19 protein-coding genes are annotated in these 24201 nt (G+C 47.5%); 9 read left to right on the top strand and 10 right to left on the bottom strand.

Going from position 1 to position 24201, the window contains the following annotated elements:
* Window positions 1-16 precede the first annotated feature (16 nt).
* Window positions 17-1108 carry a tetratricopeptide repeat protein gene (locus ACFS25_RS12015; RefSeq protein WP_381500501.1) on the top strand — a complete coding sequence of 364 codons (1092 nt, stop codon included), beginning with the start codon at window positions 17-19 and terminating at the stop codon, window positions 1106-1108.
* 75 nt (window positions 1109-1183) lie between these two features.
* Here ACFS25_RS12015 and ACFS25_RS12010 read toward each other — a convergent pair whose 3' ends face one another.
* Window positions 1184-2776 (bottom strand): serine hydrolase, encoded by a 1593-nt coding sequence (locus ACFS25_RS12010; RefSeq protein ID WP_381500498.1) that lies wholly within the window; start codon window positions 2774-2776, stop codon window positions 1184-1186.
* Window positions 2777-2998: 222 nt separating this feature from the next.
* Here ACFS25_RS12010 and ACFS25_RS12005 point away from each other — a divergent pair, with 222 nt between their 5' ends.
* Window positions 2999-4255: a Na+/H+ antiporter gene (locus ACFS25_RS12005; protein WP_381500495.1), complete on the top strand. Its 1257-nt coding sequence runs from the start codon at window positions 2999-3001 to the stop codon at window positions 4253-4255.
* A 39-nt stretch (window positions 4256-4294) separates the two neighbouring features.
* Here ACFS25_RS12005 and ACFS25_RS12000 read toward each other — a convergent pair whose 3' ends face one another.
* Window positions 4295-5218, bottom strand: coding sequence for a TolB family protein (locus ACFS25_RS12000; RefSeq protein WP_381500492.1), 924 nt, complete (start codon window positions 5216-5218; stop codon window positions 4295-4297).
* 110 nt (window positions 5219-5328) lie between these two features.
* On the opposite strand from ACFS25_RS12000, the gene ACFS25_RS11995 reads away from it, so the two are divergent.
* Window positions 5329-6516, top strand: coding sequence for a DUF819 family protein (locus ACFS25_RS11995; RefSeq protein ID WP_381500489.1), 1188 nt, complete (start codon window positions 5329-5331; stop codon window positions 6514-6516).
* Window positions 6517-6604: 88 nt separating this feature from the next.
* On the opposite strand, the gene menD is transcribed toward ACFS25_RS11995, so the two are convergent.
* Window positions 6605-8371, bottom strand: a complete 1767-nt coding sequence (gene menD / locus ACFS25_RS11990) for a 2-succinyl-5-enolpyruvyl-6-hydroxy-3-cyclohexene-1-carboxylic-acid synthase (RefSeq protein WP_381500486.1) — start codon at window positions 8369-8371, stop codon at window positions 6605-6607.
* Window positions 8372-8572: 201 nt separating this feature from the next.
* Here menD and ACFS25_RS11985 point away from each other — a divergent pair, with 201 nt between their 5' ends.
* Genes ACFS25_RS11985 through trmB form a run of 3 tightly spaced genes read left to right on the top strand, consistent with a single transcriptional unit; the run spans window position 8573 to window position 11468 of the window.
* Complete coding sequence (locus ACFS25_RS11985; RefSeq protein WP_381500484.1) at window positions 8573-9517, top strand: hypothetical protein; 945 nt, start codon at window positions 8573-8575, stop codon at window positions 9515-9517.
* Window positions 9517-10803, top strand: coding sequence for a bifunctional folylpolyglutamate synthase/dihydrofolate synthase (locus tag ACFS25_RS11980; RefSeq protein ID WP_381500481.1), 1287 nt, complete (start codon window positions 9517-9519; stop codon window positions 10801-10803). Before ACFS25_RS11985 ends, ACFS25_RS11980 begins: the two co-directional genes overlap by 1 nt.
* A 2-nt stretch (window positions 10804-10805) precedes the next feature.
* Entirely contained in the window at window positions 10806-11468 is a 663-nt protein-coding gene (gene trmB, locus ACFS25_RS11975) for a tRNA (guanosine(46)-N7)-methyltransferase TrmB (RefSeq protein ID WP_381500478.1), read from the top strand.
* 106 nt (window positions 11469-11574) lie between these two features.
* Here trmB and gap read toward each other — a convergent pair whose 3' ends face one another.
* The gene (gene gap / locus ACFS25_RS11970; RefSeq protein ID WP_381500475.1) at window positions 11575-12567 is read right to left on the bottom strand and encodes a type I glyceraldehyde-3-phosphate dehydrogenase; all 993 of its coding nucleotides are present in this window, start codon (window positions 12565-12567) and stop codon (window positions 11575-11577) included.
* A gap of 1137 nt (window positions 12568-13704) precedes the next feature.
* Here gap and ACFS25_RS11965 point away from each other — a divergent pair.
* Together ACFS25_RS11965 and ACFS25_RS11960 are read left to right on the top strand one after the other, a co-directional pair.
* A complete protein-coding gene (locus tag ACFS25_RS11965; RefSeq protein WP_381500472.1) occupies window positions 13705-14520 on the top strand; it encodes a 2,3,4,5-tetrahydropyridine-2,6-dicarboxylate N-succinyltransferase in 816 nt (271 codons plus the stop codon).
* A 168-nt stretch (window positions 14521-14688) separates the two neighbouring features.
* A complete protein-coding gene (locus tag ACFS25_RS11960) occupies window positions 14689-15186 on the top strand; it encodes a helix-turn-helix transcriptional regulator (protein ID WP_381500470.1) in 498 nt (165 codons plus the stop codon).
* A 451-nt stretch (window positions 15187-15637) separates the two neighbouring features.
* Here ACFS25_RS11960 and ACFS25_RS11955 read toward each other — a convergent pair whose 3' ends face one another.
* From ACFS25_RS11955 to parS, 6 genes are all read right to left on the bottom strand, one after another.
* Window positions 15638-16168: an IS3 family transposase gene (locus tag ACFS25_RS11955; RefSeq protein WP_381500467.1), complete on the bottom strand. Its 531-nt coding sequence runs from the start codon at window positions 16166-16168 to the stop codon at window positions 15638-15640.
* Between the two features lie 611 nt (window positions 16169-16779).
* Window positions 16780-18102, bottom strand: coding sequence for an IS3 family transposase (locus tag ACFS25_RS11950; protein WP_381500463.1), 1323 nt, complete (start codon window positions 18100-18102; stop codon window positions 16780-16782).
* Window positions 18103-18223: 121 nt separating this feature from the next.
* Window positions 18224-19663, bottom strand: coding sequence for a tetratricopeptide repeat protein (locus ACFS25_RS11945; protein WP_381500460.1), 1440 nt, complete (start codon window positions 19661-19663; stop codon window positions 18224-18226).
* Between the two features lie 140 nt (window positions 19664-19803).
* The gene (gene gyrA / locus ACFS25_RS11940; protein ID WP_381500457.1) at window positions 19804-22320 is read right to left on the bottom strand and encodes a DNA gyrase subunit A; all 2517 of its coding nucleotides are present in this window, start codon (window positions 22318-22320) and stop codon (window positions 19804-19806) included.
* Between the two features lie 288 nt (window positions 22321-22608).
* Complete coding sequence (locus ACFS25_RS11935; RefSeq protein ID WP_381500455.1) at window positions 22609-23058, bottom strand: RES family NAD+ phosphorylase; 450 nt, start codon at window positions 23056-23058, stop codon at window positions 22609-22611.
* 11 nt (window positions 23059-23069) lie between these two features.
* On the bottom strand, window positions 23070-23453 hold the full coding sequence (gene parS, locus ACFS25_RS11930; protein ID WP_381500452.1) for a type II RES/Xre toxin-antitoxin system antitoxin: 384 nt from the start codon (window positions 23451-23453) through the stop codon (window positions 23070-23072).
* Window positions 23454-23581: 128 nt separating this feature from the next.
* Here parS and ACFS25_RS11925 point away from each other — a divergent pair, with 128 nt between their 5' ends.
* Window positions 23582-24160: a DUF4142 domain-containing protein gene (locus ACFS25_RS11925; protein WP_381500449.1), complete on the top strand. Its 579-nt coding sequence runs from the start codon at window positions 23582-23584 to the stop codon at window positions 24158-24160.
* The last annotated feature ends 41 nt before the right edge of the window (window positions 24161-24201 follow it).

Here is a 24201-nt window from a genome sequence, read left to right as displayed (position 1 = left end):
TTATAGGTGATAAATTATGAATGATTACGCTGTAGGCTGGTATCGTATTGCGCGGGTAAAGGTAGGTAACTTAGGTCATCGCTTGTTGCTTTGGGTACTCATCATTTATCCGTTATCCGTCATCCTTACCAGTTGTTCGAACAGTACTGCCGACGAAGCGGCCCAGTTTTTTTTAAAGGGAAATGTTCAACTGCAAAAACGAGAATATAAAGAAGCCATCCGGTATTATTCGGAAGCGATTACCAAGAAGCCTGACTTCGCCGATGCCTACAACAACCGGGGATTAGCCAAATTTCGTAATGATGATCGGGAAGGGGCTTTAAATGATTATACCCGCGCCATCGAAACCGATCCTGATTTTGGAACGGCTTATTTTAACCGCGCCGAGGTTCGATTAGAAACCGGCGATGCCGCTGGTGGCCTGGCCGATTTACAGCACATCGACAAGCAGTACCGCGACTCCACATTTTATCAGACCCGCCTGGGCGATGCCTACGTCCGACTCAATAACCCGGCGCAGGCGCAGGTCGCGTATGACCGGGCCGTTCAGCTTAACCCCGCTAATGTAGAGGCTCTCACTAACCGGGGGGCATTATTTTATAGTCAGAAAGCGTATGACCAGGCAAAGCAGGATAGTCAGCGGGCGTTGCAGCTAAATCCAAAACAGGATGCGGCCCTCAATAACCAGAGTTTGCTGCTGGCTCATGCCGGTAACTATACCGACGCGCTGGGTTACGTGGAACGGGCCCTGGCCATCCAACCCCGCCAGCCCTATTACCTGAACAACAAAGCCTATTTGCTGCTCAAACTTAACCGGCCCGCCGACGCGCTGCCGTTGGTGCAGGAATCACTCCAGCGTGATAGTCAAAACGCCTGGGCGCACCAAACTCTGGGGCTCTACTACCTGAGTCAGCACCAACCCGGCCCGGCCCTCACCGAATTTCGGCAGGCCGAAAAACTAGACGCGTCGGTTGACCAACTGTACTATTATATCGGTACGGGCGAACTTGCCCTTGGCCACAAAGCGGACGCGTGTGAGGCCTGGCGACGGGGCGAATCCGCTGGCGATGAACAGGCCAAACGCGAACGGGCCGTACACTGTCGGTAGCGGATAAGCGGACATCCGGATCGCTGTTTTTATGGTGGCCCGAATCGTATTGGAAACCGCCCCAACGGGTCGTTCTTAGTCCTTGTCCTTTACCCGGAGTAAATCCAGATCCTGAAAATCAAAACTAAAGTCGGTCAGGGGCGAAATAGGCTTCATTTTTATGGATACCGGTTTCAAGGCTTCGTCGATCAGGAAGGTCACGTAGGCATCGGCGTCGAAACTGCGGGTAGTCCACTTAACGATAAACGTATTATTCTTGTAAACGAACAACTCGCCCCTCAGTTTGGGCGATCGTACCGACCGGAACCACAGCTTGCCAGCCGTCTGGCTAATAACCACATCGCCGAACCAGCTATCCCGGTACGTGCCGGTAAACTTTGCTAAATCAACTTTGACGGCGTTATTTTTTTGCTCGTTCTCAATACGTTCCCAGAGATCTCTGGTGATTTTATCTGCTTCGTCCTGGCTCTTTTTCACCCGTTCGCTGTATACGTTTACCCAATCCGTTGGCGGAATACCCAGATAGCTATCTTTAATGGTGTTGGTAACCGCACTAAAAGCCGCGCCCGACTGCTGATTCGTAAAGACGATAATACCCAGCTGAAGTTCGGGAAGCAGCGTTACCTGGGTAACCATGCCCGCCAGACCGCCCGTGTGCGTTACCTGTTTGTACCCTTTCACATCGCTCAATCCCCAACCCAGTCCGTAGGCCGCGAAATGGGTGTTGTAAGGGGGCGTCGGGGTGCTGCTTACCGGAAGAATCGTTTGCGAAGACCACATATCAGCGTGGATTTTCTCGCTAAATAAATGCTGGCTGAGGTTATCGCCGTAGCTGCCTTTGTGCAGTTGCATGATCACCCATTTGCTCATATCGGCCACGCTGGAATTAATGCCGCCCGCCGAATTGCCAAACCGAAACATATCCCGGCTGATCACCTGCACCTTACCATTGACGGGCGCGTGGGCATCAATAACATTGATTTTATCGGTCAGTCGCCCGTACGTTCCCGCGCTGCGGTTCATCTGGAGCGGTTTCATAAGTCGGTCCTCCACAAACGCTTCCCAGCTTTTGCCGCTGACCCGTTCAATGACTTCGCCCGCCACCATGTACAGCAGGTTGTCGTAATCATACTTGGTCCGAAAGCCCGACACCGGTTTCAAATAGCGGAGGTTATGAATAACGTCCTTTATGGTGAAATTGCTGGAATCCGGCCAGAACATCAGATCGCCCGCACCCAGGCCCAGCCCGCTCCGGTGGGTAAGCAAATCCCGAATGGTAAATTCGTCGGTCACGTAGGCATTGTACATCCGAAACTCCGGTATGTAATCAATCACTTTAGCATCCCAAGTCAGTTTTCCCTCATCGATCAGGATACCCAGGGCCGCAGCCGTGAACGCTTTACTATTGGACGCGATGCCAAACAGGGTATTTTCGTCCACCTTTTCGCCGGTTTTCAACGAGCGAACGCCATAGCCTTTCGCATGAATTACCTGCCCATCTTTGACCACTGCGACGGCAATACCGGGCACGTCAAACGTAGTTAAGGTTCGTTGCACCAGCGCATCGATCTGAGGGGAGGTGATCGTCTGGGCATTGGCGATGAACGGTGCTGTGCCAACCATCAGGATAAATCCGATAAGGCTAACATAACGAAACTGGTTTTTCATGGCTTGTAGATTATGGCTTGTCGAACGTGAGAAAGGCAAATAAGACAGTATGTTTACGTGCGTGGATGAACAATACGTATCGGCCTGAAGATACTAACTATAACTATCGTTTTAGTTTTAATTTGTTAGCTGGCGCACATGTAGTTTTTTTGTCAACTGTAGCGATACGAAAAGCAGGAGGGAAGGCAAGTTAACCCCCACGTACTTCTCAACACGATCTGTATGGAGAATTATAGCATCATTTTATTTTTATTGGCGGTAATGATCGGCTTATCGGCGGTGGCTGACAAGATTAAATTACCGTATCCAATTCTGTTGGTACTGGCTGGCATTGGGGTAGGGTTTATTCCGGGAATGCCCAAAATCGAGCTTGATCCAGACATTATCTTTCTGCTTTTTCTGCCCCCGATGCTGTATGATGCGGCCTTTACTATCTCCTGGCCCGAATTTAAACGGAATATAAACACGATTTCCACCCTGGCGTTCGCCCTGGTTTTTTTAACCACGGGGGGCATTGCCCTTACGGCCCATTTCTTAATTCCGGGCATGACCTGGCCCCTGGCATTTGTGTTGGGTGCTATTCTGGCGGCTACCGATGCGGTAGCCGCCACGAGCATTACCAAAGGATTGGGTCTATCGCACAAAACCCTGACGATTTTAGAAGGAGAGAGCCTGATTAACGATGCCTCCGGTCTGATTGCCTATCGGCTGGCCGTGGCTGCCGTAGCGGGTAGTTCGTTTGTGCTGTGGAAAGCAGGATTGCAGTTTTTAGTGCTGATTACCGGCGGGTTTCTGGTGGGGCTGGTACTGGGTAAAGGGCTTGAATTTATTCTTAAACTAATTCCGAAGAACAACCTGGTTGCCATCAGTTTTACCTTGTTGATGCCGTTTATTGCGTATTCGGTCGCGGAAGAAGTTCACGTATCGGGTGTCATTGCTGTTGTTACGCTGGGGTTGACGATCTCTCAGTTTGCCAGTAAACTCTTTCCTGACGGAACAAAAGCCCAATCTAAAGCTATATGGGACATTAGCGTGTTTATCCTGAACGGACTGGTCTTTGTTCTTATCGGACTTGAGTTTCCGTATGTACTGGCTACTATTGATCCTCAGGAAATACTACCCCTGATCGGTTACAGCTTTCTCATTTGTGTCGTGGCCCTGGCTATCCGAATGGTCAGGGTATTCCTGCAAAAAATCAGAATTGACCGAGCCTTTAAGAAAACCCAGTCCAGCCAACTGGAAGATGCGCAACTGGACTGGAGAAACTGTTTGATTATCAGCTGGTCGGGGATGCGGGGAATTGTTTCACTAGCTACCGCCATTGCCTTACCCGTTACGTTAGCCGACGGCCAGGCGTTTCCGCAACGAGACACCATCATCTTTATGGCGGTCATGACGGTGTTGATAACACTGGTCGCGCAGGGGTTGAGTTTGCCGCTGCTGGTAAACGGGTTGGGCGTTGCTCAGGACAGAAAATAAGCCCAGATTCTGGAACGTACTCAATCCGGGTCAACTGCATCACTGGCCGACCAACGCTAATTTTTTGCCTTCAGGATCAATAGCCATCCGGGTCAACTGCTTAATACCCACAGAACTAAAATCGGCCAGTTGCGTCCAGTCCGGAGAGCGGCTTGGGTTAAGTTGATACAAGGCGGTTCCCTGACACATCAGTAGGGTGCCATCGGGCGTCCAGACGAAATCTTCACTACCGGTCAGGGTTCGGCCAATAGACGTAATCTGGAGCGTTTGCAGGTCGAGTTGCTTTATCTCCCAATCGGTGGGGGTGCGTTTATGGACAAAACTCAGGGCATTTTTACCCGGAATCTTAAGGAGACACCGCCCGATACTACCTTCGATTCGGGTGGTGTCGCCGGTTTTGACGTGGGCAAGCTGGAGTGAATTCGGTGTCCCCAGGATGAACAGTGCCAGCCAGTCGGCAGTAAGCCAGCAATGGTAGCCCACAGGCTTCACCTTTTCCAGCACCAGCGTTGGCTCACCGGTACCGGCGATAGGGAATTTCCACAGGCGCTGCGTCTTATCTTTCTCCACTCGAATGACCGAGAAATAAGCCTGATCGGGGGTGACCGTGGGCGAGTATTCGCTTTCGGGCGTTTGGGTTAGTTGAGTCGTTGTTTTTTGCTGAAGATCATACTTGTAGATATCGGTCTGGCCGTCTTCGCGCATGGACGTGTATAACAGGCCCGTACCATCGGGGGTGAATGAGGGCTGATTGTCGTAGCCCTTGCGCTGCGTACTATTTACCGGTTTACCTACCTGAACGGGCTGGCTTTTTAGCGATAGATCAACCAGAAAAATATCCGCGTCGGGAGGAGTCTGACCCAGCGTTACGGTATAGGGCAGTAGAGGAAGCATCAGGGCAAGCCAATAGAAAGCGGATGAGCGATTTATTGATTTTCGGATAAAATGGCTGGAGATCGGCATACGTTGTCTTTTTTAGGATAAACGCCTGATGGCGGAGTTGACTCGGAAACAAGCTCTGGTCTGGTAAGCTCGTTATTTTTTCTGTATATTCCGCTTTCAACCTCCCCTCTATGTCCCTGATTCAAGACCCTTTGGCTATTTTAGCCGTACTGATGGGTAATATCCTCGTTGCTGATCAATTGACCAAACTGCCGGTTTTTCGTCAGATCGGGACATCACTCACCGTCATTCTCTTAACGGCCCTAACGGCTAATGTGGGTTTGATTCCAACATCGACGAATGCCCCTCCGCTGTACGATGGAATTTTTACATATCTGGCACCCATTTCGATTTTTTACCTGCTCCTGACGGTCAACCTGCGTAGCCTGCGACGCGCGGGTTCGCCCATGGTTATAAACTTCTTTATTGGAGCGGCCGGCACGCTACTTGGTGTGGTGGCGGGTATGTGGGCGGTAGCGGGTCCTAAAGGGTTTGGTCCCTTATATTATGCGCTTGGCGGCATGTTTGCCGGTACCTATACCGGAGGCAGTAGCAACCTGAACGCCATTGCCCTCCATTATGGGGTCAACAAAGCCGGGAATTTGTATGCCGCTGCCATTGCCACCGACAATATTGTCACGGCGCTCTGGATGGGTGTCACGCTGCTATTGCCGCCCCTGCTCAATAAATATTTCCCCCGACAATTGGCGTACGACGGGACACCCGCCGAGAAAGAACAGTTTGAGGCTGAGGCTAATGCGCAGATCAGCGACGTTGAAACCATGAGTCCAACCGATCTGGCCCTGTTGATTGGGCTTGGTATGCTGAGTTTGTTTGTCGCGGGTCAGGTCGCGGTTTACGTTCCTGCCATTCCCAAAATCCTGTTGCTGACGACCTTCGCCCTGTTGCTGGCCCAGTGGCCGCCTATTCAGAAACTTCGGGGTGTTCGGGTCGTGAGTATATTCTGCATTTATTTGTTTCTGGCCGTAATCGGTGCGTACTGCGACATTGCGGCTTTATTAAAAGATGGCCATTTAGCCCTCATGATGCTTCTGTTTGTGAGTGTGCTGGTTGCAGTTCATTCCCTGATTCAGTTTGGCGTAGGAGCGCTGCTTCGTCAGGATTGGGCTGTTCTCAGCGTCGCGTCTCAGGCGTGTTTGGGTGGTTCGGCCTCGTGTTTAGCCCTGACCAAAAGCCTGAACCGGCCCGATTTGCATTTGCCGGGTATTTTGGTGGGGGCCCTGGGCAATGCCGTCGGTACGTATTGCGGGTTGCTCACAGCGGAGTACCTACGCGAAGCTAGCTGGCTAGTGGGTTGATCAAAAGTTGGCAAATCAAGTAAGTAAGTAGTTAAGCGCTTACTTCCGGGTTATCTGACGGAATCGCCAACGTAGGTAGGGCAGGTCATCATATCTTGTTGTCATAAAACGCCCTTATGTGCGCTTTGTACGCCAGGAACTGTTCCTGATTGGCTTGTTTGTCCGTCGTTAGTTCAAGGAGCCTGGCCGTGTTACCCGGTTGGAAGAAGTCGGGGAGGAGCGAACCTAGGGTGTCGAGCGAATCGCATACCGTATATAGTAGCTTGGCATCTTCAGCCGTATTACGGGCCGTGTAGCCGTGCGGGGTTTCAAAATAAGTTTCCAGTTCGGGTTGGCGGCTGGGTCCGTCGATGATGCGGAAAATATGTCCGCTGTCGTTATTCAGTAAAATAATCCGCAGGTTGGGCGGGACCGGGGCTGACCATAGCGCATTGCGGTCATAAAAAAACGCGACATCGCCAATGAGCAGCGTTACGAGTTGGTCCGTCATCAGGGCTGCGCCAAGGGCCGTGCTCAAACAACCATCAATCCCGCTGACGCCCCGATTTGCCGAAACACTAATTTGCTGGCGTTCCGATACGCCACAGAGGTTGGCATACCGGACGGGCATACTGTTGGCCAGATGAAGTACGGATTTTTCTGGCAGTTGCTCCATGATAAGCTGTACTGCCGACCAGTCTGTCAGTTGATTCGTCTGCTCAGCTGAGGGCATAAGTGTTTTCTCAATGAGTCGGGTGGCCTGCCGGTCGAGGGTTTGCCAGCGGTTGAGAAACGCGTGTGAATCGGAGTCATCGTCATCATCGCCCTGTAGGAACCGCTGGTAATCCAGGTCGGCAAATAGTTTTTCCAGGAAAGCGAGCGGCTCGGCGGGAATAAGCGTCGTCAAACTCTGAAACGAATCATTGATCCGGTCGATTGACGGCTGAATGTGCCAGTGCCGACGCGCCGGATACTGTCGGAGGAATGTCTTTAGATTTCGGGTCAGAAACGAATTGCCAATGGTTAGTAACAAATCGGGCTGGAGCGACTGGGCCGTTTGTTCATCGATCCCGGCCAGAAATGTATCGGTACGCGTTATAAACACGTCGTTGCGGGAAATATTGCCGACAATTTCGCCCACGACAGGAACCCCTATTTCGTCACTAAGTTTCCGTAATATGGCCAGCAGAGCCGGGTCGCGGGGCAACTGACCCACGGCAATTATGATCCGGTCACTCTGTTCCCACTGCCTCAGTAAGCCATGCCAGGTGTCAGGGGCCAGCGTGGGTTGGGCGGTACAGACGTCAATTACCCGCACGGGTCCGTAGGAAAACGACTCATCGGCCGTTGGATAGAAGGGTTCCCGAAGCGGCACATTGATATGCACCGGCCCGGCCGGATACAGTTGACTTAACGTGATCGCTTCATTCAGGGAGCGTTCGATAAACCAGCGGGCGTCGGGGTGCGAATAGTCGGGGGGTAAATCATAACTTCGTTTTACGTGGGCACCGAATAGACCGACCTGATTTATCGTCTGGCCATCCTGCTGGTGTAGCCACTCGTGGGGGCGGTCGGCGGTCAGGAGCAGGAGGGGGGTCTGGCCAAAAAACGCTTCGACAACCGCCGGGGCCAGATTATAGACTGCACTGCCCGACGTACAGATAACCGCTACCGGCCTGCGACTCTGCTGGGCCATACCCAACGCCACAAAGCAGGCCGAGCGTTCGTCGGCCATGACCCGGACCCGCAGGTGTGGGTGCCGGGCTACGGCCAGCGTCAGGGGAGCCGAGCGGGATCCCGGTGAGACAACAACGTCGGTAATCCCTTTTTGATAAAGAAGTTCGGCGATGTTGACGATTGGCTGGAGGACAGGCATAAGGTAGACGAAGAGCGTTCAGACTGCAAACATAAGCCCGAAACGGTATGTCTTGGTCTAGCGGGTTGGGCCGGTACATACCAATTCCGGTTATCTATCGCAGATTTTCTGTTACTTTGTTTATACAGTTGCTGTGCATCCTGTTTTAACGATAAACGAAGCAGCTCCTGTTAGCGTTATAGGAATGAAACCATAGCCTGTATGAACCGTATTATCTTTGAGAACGAGGACGAAATTCGGGTAAAGTCCTTTGCTGGTGCCATTATTATCAACGTGATTCTCGTCGCGCTGTTATTATTGGTGAACCTGTCGCAAACCAGTCCAAATCCTCCCCCCATCCAGTTTGTGGAAGTCAACTTCGGCACAGATGCACGGGGCAGTGGTCGTATTCAGACCTATAATAAAGCGTCTGACTCGCCCAATCCGAACGATGTAAAATCTGCCGAAAAGCGGCCCAATCCAAAGGTGAATACAACGCCCCGGCTGGAAAAGACCCGCGTTACACCATCGCCCAAAATCGACGAGGCAAAACCGGCTAAGACCGCTACGGAGAAACCGATCATCAGCAGCAAAGCCGAAAGTCCGGTAACAACGCCCGAACGGCCCGAACCCAAACGGGTTGAATCGCCCAAAGCAACCGCTCCTGCCGAACGGCCAGCTCCCGTGGCTCCGCCCAAAAAAGTGGAGACGGTAAACAACGACGCTCTTTTCAAAAAGTCGTCGGGAGGGGGTGGTTCCAATGGTACAGTTGGTAAAGCGTCGGGGACGGGTGGAAACAACAACGGCGACGATGCCAATGGGGTAGGTGATAAAGGCAACCCGAACGGAAAAATCAACGCGAAAGAATTTTATGGAACACCCGGTGGGGCTTCGTCGGGCGTAGCCTTCGACGTGTCGGGTTGGTCAATGGCTAGTAAGCCGACAGTTGATGATGATTCTGACGAGACCGGTAAGATTGTTTTTAAGATTACAGTTGATGGCGAAGGAGAGATAACCAATGTCCGTCAGGTGCAGAGTACCGTTAGTCCTTCGGTTAGCGAACTGTATCGACGAGCGGTAGGACGGCTCCGACTACGCCCGAAAGGGGGTGCAACCCCGCCCACAGCTACCGGCACCATTACATTTATCATAAAGTCGAAAGATTAATGCAGTACCAGGAAGCAATCGACTACTTATATAGTCGGCTCCCGGTTTTTCACCGGATTGGCCCCAAAGCGCTTAAACCCGGATTAGGCAACACCTTATTGCTATGCGACGCACTTGGTAATCCGCAGCAACGGTTTACGAGTATTCATGTTGCCGGAACCAATGGAAAAGGAAGTACCTCGCACATGCTGGCGGCTATTTATCAGTCGGCAGGCTATAAGGTAGGTCTCTATACATCCCCTCATCTAAAATCCTTTACGGAGCGAATTCGTCTCAATGGTCTGCCCATTGGGGAGGATGAGGTGGCCCGGTTTGTTACCCGGCACCAAGCCTTAATTGAAACCGTAGAACCATCCTTTTTTGAGTTGACGGTAGCGATGGCGTTTGATTTTTTCGCTCGCGAGGCTGTTGATGTTGCCCTGATTGAAGTGGGGCTGGGTGGTCGGCTTGACTCGACAAACGTCATTACGCCGGTAGTTTCGGTCATTACCAATATCGGGTATGACCATACCGATATATTAGGCGACACCCTGCCACAGATTGCGGGTGAAAAAGCCGGAATCATCAAGCCCGGTGTTCCTGTAGTAATAGGAGAGACGCATTCGGAAACAGCGGGTATATTTCGGTCCGTGGCCGAATCTGTAACGGCTCCAATTCTATTTGCCGATCAGCACTATACAGTGCAGAATGAAGGCGTTACAGCCGGTATTCGTCACGTCCTGGTTTCTCGGGATAACGGGCCTGTGTACCCGTTTAAGCTGGATTTGTTGGGCGATTATCAATTGACCAATCTATCTACTGTGCTGGCAACCGTTGCCGTTTTACAACCTGTATTCCCGGTATCTTTAGCCGCCCAACAGGAGGGATTAACGTCTGTAACCTCGTTGACCGGATTAAAAGGGCGCTTTCAAACACTGCAGGAACATCCTAAAGTCATTGCTGATACTGCGCACAATCGGCCAGGATTAGAGGCACTTTTTGACACCATCCGGTCGATACACTACACAACGTTGCGTATTGTAATTGGGTTAGTCGCGGATAAAGATCGAAGCCATTTATTGACTGTACTCCCTCAAACGGCTGTTTATTACTTCTGTCAGGCTCAAACGCCCCGTTCGTTACCGGCCGATTTATTACAATTGGAAGCTGCTCAACTAGGCCGGCTGGGAGAGGCCTTCACGGATGTTAACAGAGCCCTTTCAGTTGCCTTACAACAAGCATCGGTTGATGATTTAATTTTGATAACGGGCAGTAACTACACCATTGCCGAATTAATAAATTTATAACTGTGACGCATAGGAAAATACAGCGCTTTCTGCAAAATGCAGAGAGCGCAAATGTTATTGAAGTTGGTAAACCCCTTTATAAAACGATTCGTGGCCGCTGGCGTACTGATTATTTTAGTAACAGCAATCCAATCGTTCTCGAATTAGCCTGCGGAAAAGGAGAGTACACTGTTGGCTTGGCCCAGGCATTTCCCGGTATGAATTTTATCGGGGTCGATATCAAAGGTGACCGAATTGCTCGTGGTTCAGAAGCGGCTCAAACACTGGGCTTATCTAATGTCGCCTTTCTGCGTACGGATATAAATTTTCTAACCGAGTTTTTTACTGAAGATGAGGTTAACGAAATATGGATAACATTTCCTGATCCGCAGCCTCGTCCTCGCCAGGAGAAGCATCGCCTGACTCACCCGCGGTTTCTGGCAACGTATCAAACATTGCTCGTTCCGGGCGGAACCCTTCATTTAAAGACCGACAATCCGGAGTTATTTGCCTACAGCCTGGAACAGGTTCAACAAATTAACTGTGTTGATTTACAGTATACAATTGATTTATATAACTCCCCATTGAACGAAATACATCTCGGTATAAAAACCAAGTATGAACAATTGTTTTTTGACAAGGGATTTACAATCAACTATTTACAATGCAAAATGGGTGTGATTTAACATTATCACACCCATTGAACGTATATTTACTTATGTAATATAATAGTGTAAATAGATAAATGTTACGGTTGTTACTTCGCGACTAATCTATTTACAATTCACAATATTAAAATAACATGGCGATTAGATCGGCAACCCGGCTAGAGTAGCCATATTCATTATCATACCAGCCTACAACTTTCACCAGCGTTCCATTAACAGCCGTTAGTTTTGAGTCGAAGATGCATGAATGTGGATTGCCAACGATATCAATTGATACAATCTCATCTGTATTATATTCCAGATACCCTTTCAGAGTAGTTTCTGATGCCTGTTTCATAGCGTCATTAACTTCCTGAACAGATGTTTCACGTTTTAGAACAACGGTTAAATCGGTGAGTGATCCATCTGGTGTTGGCACACGCAGCGCATTTCCGTCCAGTTTTCCTTTTAGTTGAGGAAGAACGAGACCTACTGCTTTAGCGGCACCGGTTGACGTTGGTACGATAGATAAAGCGGCAGCGCGTGCCCGGCGCAGATCGGAGTGGGGACCATCCTGTAAGTTTTGGTCGGCAGTGTAGGCGTGGATGGTGGTCATGTACCCCTTTTCGATACCAAATACATCGTCAAGTACTTTCGCCATCGGCGCAAGACAGTTGGTTGTGCAGGAGGCATTTGAAATGATCGTTTCCTGACCAGTTAGCGTATTGTCATTTACGCCCAGTACAACCGTTGGAATATTACCTTTTGCGGGAGCTGAAATAACTACTTTTTTAGCGCCAGCCTGAAGGTGCATGCCTGCACCAGGTTCATCAACAAAACGGCCAGTTGATTCGAGGACGACATCAACGTTTAAGGAAGCCCAGGGTAAGTTCTTTGGGTCACGTTCAGCGTAAGCGTTGATCTTTTGACCATTGACGGTCAAACTTTCATTATCTGAAGCTATGGTACCAATAAATCGTCCATGAACTGAATCATATTTCAGTAGATGCGCTAAAGTCGCATTATCTGTTAGGTCATTGATAGCGACTATTTCAATGTTTTCTTTTTCGAGTAGCCGTCTGAACGATAACCGTCCAATACGTCCAAAGCCGTTAATAGCAACGCGTATTTTTTCCATGTACAGAGAAACTTTGTTTGTTTTCGGGGTCAAATATACGGATTAAATAAGCCTTTACCAGTATATACATTAGCAATACGTATTTAGCAAATTAAGGTCGATTTTTAGCAATGTAGTAAATCAGGATTTTTATTAGTAAATTAGCAGCTTTATACTAAATATGTGTAGCAAATCGGTCAATATACGCTAAAATTATTAGTAAATACTAATTTTATTGCTACAAATTGCTAAATCGTCTTCTTACATTACTAAAACACTTATTAGTATCGTCTAGTGTAATAAAGAGGAGGGAAGCTTAGTAAAGTAGATTATCTATGTTGTCAACTAAAAGCCATCGTTCAACATTGAAAGGTACTCTTAGACTTTATATCCAACATTTAAACAATAGACTATACTATAGATTTTTGTCCTACGCATTACTACTATTTGATGCTTAGCTTCTTCTGACGTTGAAAGACGGCCTTGTCAATCATTAATAGAAGGGCAAATAACAAGCCTCCATAGCTTTAAAAAGCATATCATATCAATCATCTTATTGACTCGCTTAAAGATTAATTATACCAGCCTAAACTTTACTATTTGTTAAAAAGTACTCTAGAACTTTAGATTCTCTTTACGTAGATCTAACGGGATTCCGTACAACATAGAATAATAGGTAGTGGTCTGCTTGTATAGATAAGAACAATTATCTATACAAGCAGACCACATCACCTGTACAACATAAATCAAAAACGTATAACTAAATAGCCCAATCTCATTCTCTACCCAAAGGCTTTCTTATGAGTTTTAATTTCTGAAGAATAGAGCAATTATTGTAACAGATAAATAAACAAAGTGAGTAAACTCAAGATTATGAATAAAAAAGGGACCAATAGTAAAAATCACAATGATTGAATAAAGCAGATAGAGAGGTCTTTCATCAATCCGCCTACATTGACCACAGGATTGATCATTTGACTATTATCAGAATAAATTAAGCTATATATTTCAACTATACGTGTGTTATTGTTACCTTTGAAAGGAGAAAAATACGTTTATTATAATATCGTTGTAGAGCAATATAAAATTTGGCCATAAAAATAAATACCTACTATTCAGATAGTTATACTAATATTTATAAATCTTTACTTTACTTAAATGGTCAATAAAATCGAAGAAATTTGGGAGAACCGTGAGTTACTAGCTCAACCGGAATCCATTCAGTTAATCAAAGACATAATAGATAAATTAGATAGGGGAGAGCTCAGAGTCGCTACCCCACCTGCTAATGAATCGGGGGAGTGGACAGTAAATGAATGGGTAAAAAAAGCGATACTGCTCTATTTCGTAAGTCAGCAAATGAAAACCGAAGAGGTCGGTATCTTTACCTTTCATGACAAAATTCCACTCAAAACAAATTTTGCCGAAGCCAGAGTAAGAGTTGTTCCACCAGCAGTGGCTCGATTTGGTTCATACCAGGCACCGGGTGTTATCCTCATGCCATCTTATGTGAACATTGGCGCATACATAGATGAGCGAACAATGATCGATACATGGGCTACGGTTGGTAGCTGCGCCCAGATTGGGAAGGATGTTCACTTGAGTGGGGGTGTAGGAATTGGTGGTGTGCTTGAACCACCGCAAGCAGCTCCGGTCATCATTGAAGATGGTGCATTCATTGGCTCACGCTGCATTGTTGTGGAGGGAGCCAGAATTGGCAAACGAGCTGTATTAGGAGCGGGCGTTACAATTACGGGTTCAACGAAAATTATTGATGTGACAGGTACTAAACCAGTGAAGTATAAAGGATTTGTACCTGCTAATTCCGTCGTTATTCCCGGAAGCTATGCTAAACAATTCCCAGCGGGTGAATTTCACGTTCCTTGCGCCATTATTATTGGACAGCGTAAATCATCAACGGATTTGAAGACATCTTTGAACGATGCCCTACGCGAAAATAATGTATCAGTTTAACGTAACAGATTGATTTACAATATACATAGTTTACATAAATCTATTGTGACTTTTGTAAAGTTTACATAGCCACACATTTTGTGTGGCTATTTTTATTTGTAAATTTCACATTAACCTGTTATTTACGTTTATCTTTGTAATGAATTACTTTACCTATTTATATATACCATGAATATAAATGACAAAATTAAACAGATTCTGATTGACAAGAATTTAACACCCTCATATTTTGCTGATGAAATTGGCATTCAGCGCTCCAGTATTTCGCATATTCTATCAGGGCGAAACCGTCCAAGCTTTGACATTATTCAGAAAATTATTCGTCGCTTTCCAGAGTTAGGATACGAATGGATTATGGAAGAAGACAGTCAGGTAGCGGCCCAATCTGTTCCAACAGGATATGGTAATAGAAATGCAGGACGACCTACCGTTGACCGTTCTGATCGGTTTAGTTTAGGGCAGCCAGCGGCTTCTTACCCAACACAATCGCCAGGTATTCGCAGCCAGCGGAATGAAATACCGCCTGTTGGTTTACCAACGGAAATGCCCATTGATATGGGAGGCTCTATTGGATCACAATCCAACACAGCGAATATGGAGAAGAAAGTGGAGCGTATTCTTATCTTCTACACGGATGGTTCATTTCGAGAATATATGCCATCCTAACTAATCTAAATCAGTATGGCTGCTATTCCAGTCACCATCTGCTAAAAACTCGAGCACTGACTATTTTCTATTTATATACTCTGATTTAAGGAGGCATCTAAAACCACATATTCAACTACCCAACACATTTAAAATATGGGCACCGTATGTATGTGGCAGCAAACTATGCAGCAACGGTAGCCAACGAAAAGAGCGGAGCTAACTAACCGCCCTAAATTTCACCGGAGATTGTTATAATTCTCTTTTTTTTATATATTAATTAAGCACTCTTCATTAGTGAATTTCTCCTTACAAACACCCCTACAAGCCTCATAAAGCCCTATATTTTACTATAAACACCTAACTGCTTGTAAAGCAAGGCTTTAGTGTTCCACGTGGATACGTTGTTATAAGGCTCTGAATCACCCTATCTAATTCGTATGCTACTGATTGAGTTGGACAGTTATTAAAATCAGCGAAATACAGCCTCATATTGCACATTTCCGTACCTAACCTTTTTATAAGGGTACCACCGGAGCCTGGGTTTTCGCTTTCGCTGGTGCATTTGGTGGGGTGTCAGATAGTTTATCGACGCATGAGGACGGACTGTATTATAGGCATTAATAGCTTTTTCAATCGCTTCAACAGCTGATGAAAAGGACAAAAATCCACGGGCCAGCTTACACTCTTCTTTCAAGGTTCGTAGCACGCGTTCTGCCATCGCATTCTCATTGGGATCGCCCGACTCTATCATGCTAATGGTGGCATTGACTTGCCGCAATCGCTGCACATAGGCCCAGGAGCAATACTGTACACCTCGATCCGAGTGATGAATTACTGGCTGACTGATGTCTTTACGGGCTAATAAGGCCATATTTAAGGCTTCCAAAGCTCCTTTAGCCTGCATCGTCTGGTGCAGTGACCAGCCGACAATCTTGCGCGAAAACGCATCCATAATCACATACAGATAAGCGTAGTTAGCCCCGACTGGAATATAAGTCAAGTCACTTACCCACAACTAGTTAGCTCGTATCGGCTTGACATCCTTAGCTTTGTTAGGATACTTGTAATGAGGATGGTTCGATTCAGTCGTCGTTACTTTGTTGGCCTTCTTTTTAGCCAACATGCCGTTCTCCTTCAATAGCAAATGCAATCGATCCCGACCTAATTTAATGCGATGCCGGGTCAAAAAGCCACTGAGCTCATGATGTAGCTTATGCGTACCTATGCCGGGTATTTCACCACGTAATCGTCTGACTTCCTGTAGGATAACATCCGTCTGGAAGCCTACCTTTTCTTGTTGCCTGGATGCCGCATACCAGGCTTGACGTACTCGGCCCGCACGGGCGGCCCCGAAACAGTTTACAGAGCAACTCCATACCCACCAGAGGGTAGCGACGAGTTAGCTTTTCAACGGCTTGGCGCCAGGCTTTTTTATGATCGGGATATTAAACCGCGCGGGCGGCCCCGTGCTCTTCGGCGATCTGAATCACCGTTTGATAGGCTTCGGCTTGCAAACGCAGGAACTGGTTTTCTTTCTCCATGTCCGCTATCTTACGTTCAAGCGTTTTGACTGTATTACCCTGATTTTACTTGACAGATTTACATTCATTTTTATGCTTCAGCCATTGACTCCGTCGATTGCATTTTTGCTGCTTGTCGACGTTTCGTTACCCGCCATTTCTTGACCAATTCACCCCGCATGCGATGCGCTTGTTCCGGCGTATTGTAACCACAACTCCGATGTGGCCGTAGCTGATTGTAGTTCTCAATCGCTCGTTGAACCCCTTCTTCGGCAGCCGCGTAACTGATAAAGCCCCGGTTGAGCAACATATCCTCTTTTATCGTTCGATTGACTCGTTCAGCCAACGCATTTTCATACGGATCGCCCTGCTCAGTCATACTGATGGCAATCTTGTTTTTCCGTAACAGACCCGTGTAGGCATGGCAACAGTACTGAACGCCCCGGTCTGAGTGGTGGATTAGGTGTTCACTAACCTTATTTCGCTTCAAAGCCATCTTCAACGCGGATAAAGGACCTTCCATTTCTAAAGTAGGATGTAGCGCCCAGCCCACGATCTTTCGTGAATAGGCATCAGTAATCAGACTTAGATAAGCGAACCCACGAGGCAGGCGCAAGTACGTGATATCGCTTACCCATTGCTGATTGGGTGCGTTTACTTTCTTCCCTTTCACCAGGTTAGGATACTTGCGAAAGGGGTGATTCGACCAGGTCGTTTTCGCCCGTCGAGTTCTACGTTTTATTAATAGACCGTTATCTCTCAGCAATTTAGCGAACTTGTCCCGACCTAATTTGATGCCATGCTGCTGGCGGAAGCCAACCAACTGGTGATGCAAGATTTCGGCTCCAACCGAGGGTAGATTAAGGCGCAACCGACGAACTTCGGCTAGTATCATCGCACTTTTAAGATCCGCTTGCTGATGTCGTTTCTGCTTTTCATACCAAGCCTGACGGCTCCTCCCAAACAGTTCGCAGAGTGTCTGCATACTCACCAAAGGGTGATGCAGATTGAGTTGATCTACTGTTTGGGACCGCACGGGCGGCCCCGCAGGCTTTTTTCGGATCGGGATCTTAAAGTCCTTTTCGGCGATGTTGATCATGATCTCCAGGGCTTCTCGTTTAAGTTGCTCACGCTGGAGTAGTTGCTGGGTATCGGCTAACTGCTTTTTGAGCAGCGCCACTTCATCAGTTTTGGCTTTCATCAATCGGGCCCGTTTAGGACTGGGATAATAGCGCCGGAGTCGATAGCGCTGGTAAGCTCGATTCCAGATCCGGAGTGAATTTCGGGAAATATTGAGTTCTGCCAAAATCTGTTTTTCACTGACCAGTTCCAATCGATAGAGCTCGACCACATGCCAGCGAAAGGCACTGACTTTGTACTTTTTCTTGAGATTAATAAAACCACTTACCTTCATAACTCTACACGGGTTGTGTCAAGCTATTCCAGCGTAATACAACTTGTTATATAATTTATATTATGTTAAGTAAAGTTTCTATTAAATAGGGTTGGCACCTTTCGATACCAACCCTACCTACTTACTTGCTCTCAATGCAAACGATCTTCTTCTCTTCGTACTGCTTAAGAATATTGGTCAGATTGGTCAGGTTCTCCGTCAATTCAGGCTCATCTTTAATCGACTTAGCTTTTGTAAAGTAAGGAAGTGCCTGTTTGAACTTTCCGCATACTTTACCGTCTAACTCTTTCCCATTCTTACTGTACTCCGTCATATCCATTTTATCGACACTACGCTTCATTTCAACCGCATCATTGAAAATGAAAACAGCCATATTAAAATTAGCATCGTAGTTATTTGGATCAACGGCTAACGCCTTATCTAGATACTGCTTTTCTAAACTCTTGATCTCTGTTTGCTTCTGTTTGAGTTCAGTCAACCGTTTGTCAGAATCAGCGGATGCTGATGCATTGGCAGCCGCTGCTTTGGCATCCGCTTCGAATTTAGCTACTTCTGCTTTTTGGTCGGCCAATTTTTTCTGCACATCAGCTAACTGACGTTTCAGTTCAGGCTTTGGCGTCTTTTTGATAGAAGCACTTAACCGGGCAATCTCGCTGTTGTACGCATCAACAATGCTTTTTGCATCGGCCAGTTGCTTTGCCGTATTTCCACCCTTCTTCGTATCACCTTCCAACTTCCGAATTTCTTCAGTAGACTTATCGGCAACATTATGGTATACAATCGACAGGTTCACCAGATTCTGTACATTGGTGGGATCTTTCTCAACCATCTGTTTCATACCGGCAATGGCATCCTCCATCCGGTTAGTCGATAGCATAATGTTGATTTTCTCATTCGACAGATCTTTGTTAGACGGTGCCAGCGCAATACCCTTATCCAAGGTGGCCAGCGCTTTATCTACTTCATTATCACTCCGATACAACATAGCTAACGAACCGTAGATAGCGGCATCCTTACCCCCACCAGCAATATACTTCTCCAACTGCGTCTTCGCCGTTGCATTGTCCTTAACTTGCTGAGCAGCAATAGCCGTGTAGAGAGGAGCCAAGGTATCTTTTGGGTTGATATCACCCGCCATCGCCATCGACTTCATTGCGTCACCAAAGTTTTTAGCCTGGAACTTAGCCACTCCCTGCTGCATGAAAGCCCCATACATAGCCTGACCTTTCAAAGCCTCTTCGGCTTCTTTGGCTAATTTACCCGGACCTCCCTTTTTATCCTTGTCCAGTTCAACAACCTTCTTGAAGGCTTCGTAAGCCGTTGTTGCCGCTGTTGAATCCAGCCGAATGTACTGACCGGCAATACTTTGGTAGGTTTTAGCCCGATCCATCCAGGTACTGGCTTTTGCGGCACTTTTAGCATCCGCAATATCCTTGTCACTTTTTTCCTTTTCTTTCTTGAAAGCATCCATAGCCACTGCATCGCCAGCGGCTGCCGGTTGCTGGGCGCGTACACCTATCGAGAGTAGACACGCGACGAGAATTACAAAAACTTGTTTCATGTGTAAAATGGGGTTGTGTTTCCTTTTCAGAAACGAAATTACGGAATCTGTCTGTATAAGCATGACCCATCTTAAATTGTTTGAGCCGCCCAACTGATTTATAGTATCAGTTGGGCGGCTCAAACAACCTTATAAATAGGCTATTCTTCGACAATAGCCTCCGGTTCAGCAGGGGTTACCTCCTCCCCTTCTTCCCGCTTAATTTTTGTTACAGACGATATTTCATCGCCATCATTCAGCTTAATCAACCGCACACCCTGGGTATTGCGGCCAATAACACTGATAGCCTCTACCGGCGTTCGAATCGCAATACCCGATTTATTAATAATCATCAGGTCATCATTATCCGCTACGTCGAGTACGGCCACTAGCCGACCAACTTTCTCGGTTACTTTCAGCGTACCAACTCCTTTGGCTCCCCGGTTGGTAATCCGGTATCCATCAATGTCAGAACGTTTACCATACCCGTTTTTAGAAACAACCAGCAATTGAGCCTCAGTCGATGAGATACAAACCATCCCAATAACATGGTCGGTAGGATCTTCATCATCCAGAGTGATACCCCGTACACCAGCGGCTGTTCGACCCATTGGCCGGACGCGGCTTTCGTGGAAACGAACAGCCTTTCCTGCACTCGAAGCAATCACAATATCATTATCACCATTGGTCATGCAAACGCCAAGCAGTTGGTCATCCTCATCAATGGTGATGGCAATGATTCCGTTCTGGCGAGGGCGGGAATAAGCTTCCAGCATGGTTTTCTTGATGGTGCCCTTCCGCGTACACATCACAATATAATTATTGTTGATGTAGTCCTCGTTCTTCAGGTCTGTAACGTTAATCACCGCCCGGACTTTATCGTCCGATTCTATATTAATAAAATTAGCCAGTGGCCGACCTTTTGACGTCCGTGATCCTTCGGGAAGTTCATAAACCGGCAACCAGTACAAACGTCCTTTCTGGGTAAATGCCAGCAGGGTGTTATGCATTGTGGCCGTGAACAGGTTCTCCGTAAAGTCCTCTTCTTTGGTAGCTACGGCCTTCGCGCCCACTCCTCCCCGACCCTGGGACCGGTATTCGGTGGTTGGCGTCCGTTTGATATACCCTTCGTGCGAGATCGTAATAACCATGTCCTCATCGGCAATAAGCGATAAGTCGCTAATATGACCATCACCGAGGGGATTAATATCCGTCCGTCGCTCGTCGCCGTAGCGGGTACGAATGTCGGTCAGTTCTTCTTTAATTACCTGCCGCTTACGCTCTTCACTGTCCAGAATAGCTTTAAGATCACTGATTTCGCTCATCAGCTGATCAAACTCAGCCTGTAACTTATCCCGCTCCAGACCCGTCAGGCGTTGCAAACGCATTTCAAGAATTGCTTTCGCCTGAATATCACTCAGATTAAACCGCTCCATCAGACCCGTCCGGGCTATTTCTGAATCCCGCGATGAGCGAATCAACGCGATGACAGCATCTATGTGATCAAGCGCAATTAAGAGGCCCTCTAAGATATGCGCCCGTTTTTCGGCTTCGCGCAGTTCATACTGCGTACGACGGGTAATTACCTCGAACCGGTGCTCGACGTAATACTTCATCATATCCTTTAGGTTCAGTATCATCGGACGCCCCTTAACCAGCGCGACGTTGTTGATACTAAAGGACGATTGCAGGGCCGTGTGCTTATACAAATTATTCAGCACGACGTTTGGAATGGCATCTTTGCGCAGATCATAAACCACGCGCAGACCGTCCCGGTCCGACTCATCGCGGAACGCTGCGATGCCTTCAATTTTCTTATCGTTGATGAGCTCAGCCGTTTTTTCGAGCATCATCGCTTTATTGACCATGTACGGAACATCCGTTACAATGATCTGTGTTTTGCCCCGGTTCTCTTCAATCGTTGCATGAGCGCGCATTACCACACGACCACGACCGGTCTTAAAGGCTGATTTAACGCCTTCCATACCATAAATGGTCGCTCCCGTAGGAAAATCAGGTGCTTTGACATACTGCATCAGATCCTCGATGCTAATCTCATTATCCTCTAAGTACGCCAGAATACCGTCCACCACTTCGGTCAGGTTGTGGGGTGCCATATTTGTGGCCATGCCAACGGCAATACCCGATGACCCGTTGAGCAATAAATTGGGCAACTTGGCTGGCATTACCGTCGGTTCCTGAAGGGAATCGTCAAAATTTCCCTGGAAGTCAACCGTTTCTTTATAAATATCGGTCAGTATTTCGTCCGCGATGCGCTTCAACCGGGCTTCGGTATACCGCATCGCGGCCGGTGAATCGCCGTCGATGGAACCGAAGTTTCCCTGACCGTCTACGAGTGGGTAGCGCAACGACCAATCCTGGGCCATGCGGACCATTGTATCATACACCGACGAATCGCCGTGCGGGTGGTATTTACCCAGTACCTCCCCAACGATACGGGCCGATTTCTTATGAGGCTTGTTGTAATTAACCCCCAATTCAGCCATTCCAAACAATACCCGACGGTGAACAGGTTTCAGGCCGTCGCGAACGTCAGGCAAAGCACGAGAAATGATAACCGACATTGAATAATCAATGTAAGCACCACGCATTTCGTCTTCAATGTTAATGGGAATGATATTACTGGGAGTTTCGAGGTCGGGAGTTTCGTCCGCCATGTGACAAAGGAGTTTCGCAGAAAATTACTATTCTAGTTTACACACTGCGCGTAAACCACTCTATATACAAATATACAAATTTTTCAGTAGAAAAGAGAAATAATCCCTTAAAATCGCGCCTGAGCGCCCTAAACTAGCAACAGGCCGCCTATTGATAAACCCATAAAAGAACAGAACAACAACAGATCAGGAAACTACCATCATCTAAATCAAATACAATTCTATTTCAACTAAAACATAGTCGCCATTCCGGTCTATAACTAGCTGACTATCCAGACGATATAGTTACTAGGATTTAAGGCGCGGGTCAAAGGCAAACGGTTCCGTCCGAAGCAACCTGATACGCGAAAAATCGGGATGTGCCGGATTGAGCAGGTAGTTCCACTCATTGGCAATGATGGCTGATGGGACGCGCAACACAGCTGAACGGCTGCTTCTGAGCCACTCCTCTCCCAGTTGCTGACAGGTCATGTATTGCTGGAAATCGAACCAGTTGGCGGGCAGCACTTCAGGCGAAATCGTGTCAACGCGTATCTTGTCGGGCACCTCAATAACCATCACCCGAAACGTCTCTAACAAACCTTCGCCACTCCGGTGAACAACATTCTCCAAACAAGCCAGTGCTCGTGTAGCCGCCGTGTAGATCACAAACTGGCCCCGACTGTTCCAACGGGCCGCCCCACCGGATGCCACTAACCGGTCGGCATAAACAGCTTTCGTAATTCGATAAACAAGCATGTAGGGTTGCCCTAGGCAAGATCACCGTATTCAATACGAGTCACCTCATCCATGACTAAGTCAATACCGCCAGAGGTGTGCAGTAGCGCGAATGGAATCTGGTTGCCCAACCCATAGGCCGGTTTGTCCATCCACCGCCGAAAGGAATCGGCGGTACCGAATACCGATTCGCCGGTTTGGAACAAGGCCATAATTTTAAGTACCTTCTCACTATCCTGCGGATTAAGTTTCTTTTTCTCGCGCTCGTACCGTTGAAACGTTTTGAGCGACGTATCGAACACCTCCGCGAGTTGCTCGCGTTTATATCCAGTCAGATCAGCAATCTCGAAAAAACGAGTAGCAGGAACACCTTTCAGAGCTGAAAAAACAATCGCGATACGGTCGGGGACAATCATACACAAACATAGGAGTTTTGTCTATAAAACAGAGAATTTTGTCCAAAAATTCACCATTACCTAGTTTATCAAAACCTAACTGAGTAGAAATCGTTTTCAGTTAGGATTCACCAAAAATTAAGTATGTTATGAAAAAAGTAAGTTTGCTTCTATTACTAGCTATCAGCACGTTGAGTTTTCAGGCTTGTAGCGACAAAAAGAAAGAAAATGCCGACAGCGTTGAGAACGCCGATAATGCCAACGAAGTAAAAGAAGATAAGGGAACCGGCCAGACCGAAGACACCAACGAGTTTGCGGTGAAGGCAGCAAACGGGGGTATGCTGGAGGTAGAACTAGGTCGTCTGGCGCAGGAGAAAGCTCAGAGTAAAGATGTAAAGGAGTTTGGCGCTATGATGGTTACCGATCACTCAAAAGCCAATGAGGAGATGAAAGCCCTAGCCTCAAGCAAGAATATTACGCTGCCAACCACGCTGGGTGAAGACGAACAGAAGCACGTAAATGAATTAACTAAATTATCGGGTGCTGACTTCGACAAGAAATACGTCAGCATGATGGTAGACGATCACAAAGAGGACATTAAGTTGTTCAAGGAAGCCGCCGACGATGACAAGACCGATGCTGATGTCAAGGCGTTTGCCGTTAAGACGTTGCCTACGCTCCAAAAACACATGGAACACATCACTGAGTTAGATAAGAAAATTAACTAATAACGCAGGCTTATACCCTGGTTGATAGTTAATCAGGGCAT

Source organism: Spirosoma flavum, assembly GCF_042686045.1.
Classification (GTDB): Bacteria; Bacteroidota; Bacteroidia; order Cytophagales; family Spirosomataceae; genus Spirosoma; species Spirosoma flavum.
This window is presented reverse-complemented; position numbering and strand designations above follow the sequence as displayed.

Excerpts from the sequence above, each read along its gene's own strand:
- ACFS25_RS11925 (WP_381500449.1), top strand. The coding sequence starts at position 23,582 with ATGAAAAAAGTAAGTTTGCTTCTATTACTAGCTATCAGCACGTTGAGT.
- ACFS25_RS12005 (WP_381500495.1), top strand. The coding sequence starts at position 2,999 with ATGGAGAATTATAGCATCATTTTATTTTTATTGGCGGTAATGATCGGC.
- ACFS25_RS11965 (WP_381500472.1), top strand. The coding sequence starts at position 13,705 with ATGGTCAATAAAATCGAAGAAATTTGGGAGAACCGTGAGTTACTAGCT.
- ACFS25_RS11935 (WP_381500455.1), bottom strand. The coding sequence starts at position 23,058 with ATGCTTGTTTATCGAATTACGAAAGCTGTTTATGCCGACCGGTTAGTG.
- gap (WP_381500475.1), bottom strand. The coding sequence starts at position 12,567 with ATGGAAAAAATACGCGTTGCTATTAACGGCTTTGGACGTATTGGACGG.
- ACFS25_RS11950 (WP_381500463.1), bottom strand. The coding sequence starts at position 18,102 with ATGAAGGTAAGTGGTTTTATTAATCTCAAGAAAAAGTACAAAGTCAGT.
- ACFS25_RS11985 (WP_381500484.1), top strand. The coding sequence starts at position 8,573 with ATGAACCGTATTATCTTTGAGAACGAGGACGAAATTCGGGTAAAGTCC.
- ACFS25_RS12015 (WP_381500501.1), top strand. The coding sequence starts at position 17 with ATGAATGATTACGCTGTAGGCTGGTATCGTATTGCGCGGGTAAAGGTA.
- menD (WP_381500486.1), bottom strand. The coding sequence starts at position 8,371 with ATGCCTGTCCTCCAGCCAATCGTCAACATCGCCGAACTTCTTTATCAA.
- ACFS25_RS11960 (WP_381500470.1), top strand. The coding sequence starts at position 14,689 with ATGAATATAAATGACAAAATTAAACAGATTCTGATTGACAAGAATTTA.
- ACFS25_RS11995 (WP_381500489.1), top strand. The coding sequence starts at position 5,329 with ATGTCCCTGATTCAAGACCCTTTGGCTATTTTAGCCGTACTGATGGGT.
- ACFS25_RS11980 (WP_381500481.1), top strand. The coding sequence starts at position 9,517 with ATGCAGTACCAGGAAGCAATCGACTACTTATATAGTCGGCTCCCGGTT.
- ACFS25_RS12000 (WP_381500492.1), bottom strand. The coding sequence starts at position 5,218 with ATGCCGATCTCCAGCCATTTTATCCGAAAATCAATAAATCGCTCATCC.
- ACFS25_RS12010 (WP_381500498.1), bottom strand. The coding sequence starts at position 2,776 with ATGAAAAACCAGTTTCGTTATGTTAGCCTTATCGGATTTATCCTGATG.
- gyrA (WP_381500457.1), bottom strand. The coding sequence starts at position 22,320 with ATGGCGGACGAAACTCCCGACCTCGAAACTCCCAGTAATATCATTCCC.
- ACFS25_RS11945 (WP_381500460.1), bottom strand. The coding sequence starts at position 19,663 with ATGAAACAAGTTTTTGTAATTCTCGTCGCGTGTCTACTCTCGATAGGT.
- parS (WP_381500452.1), bottom strand. The coding sequence starts at position 23,453 with ATGATTGTCCCCGACCGTATCGCGATTGTTTTTTCAGCTCTGAAAGGT.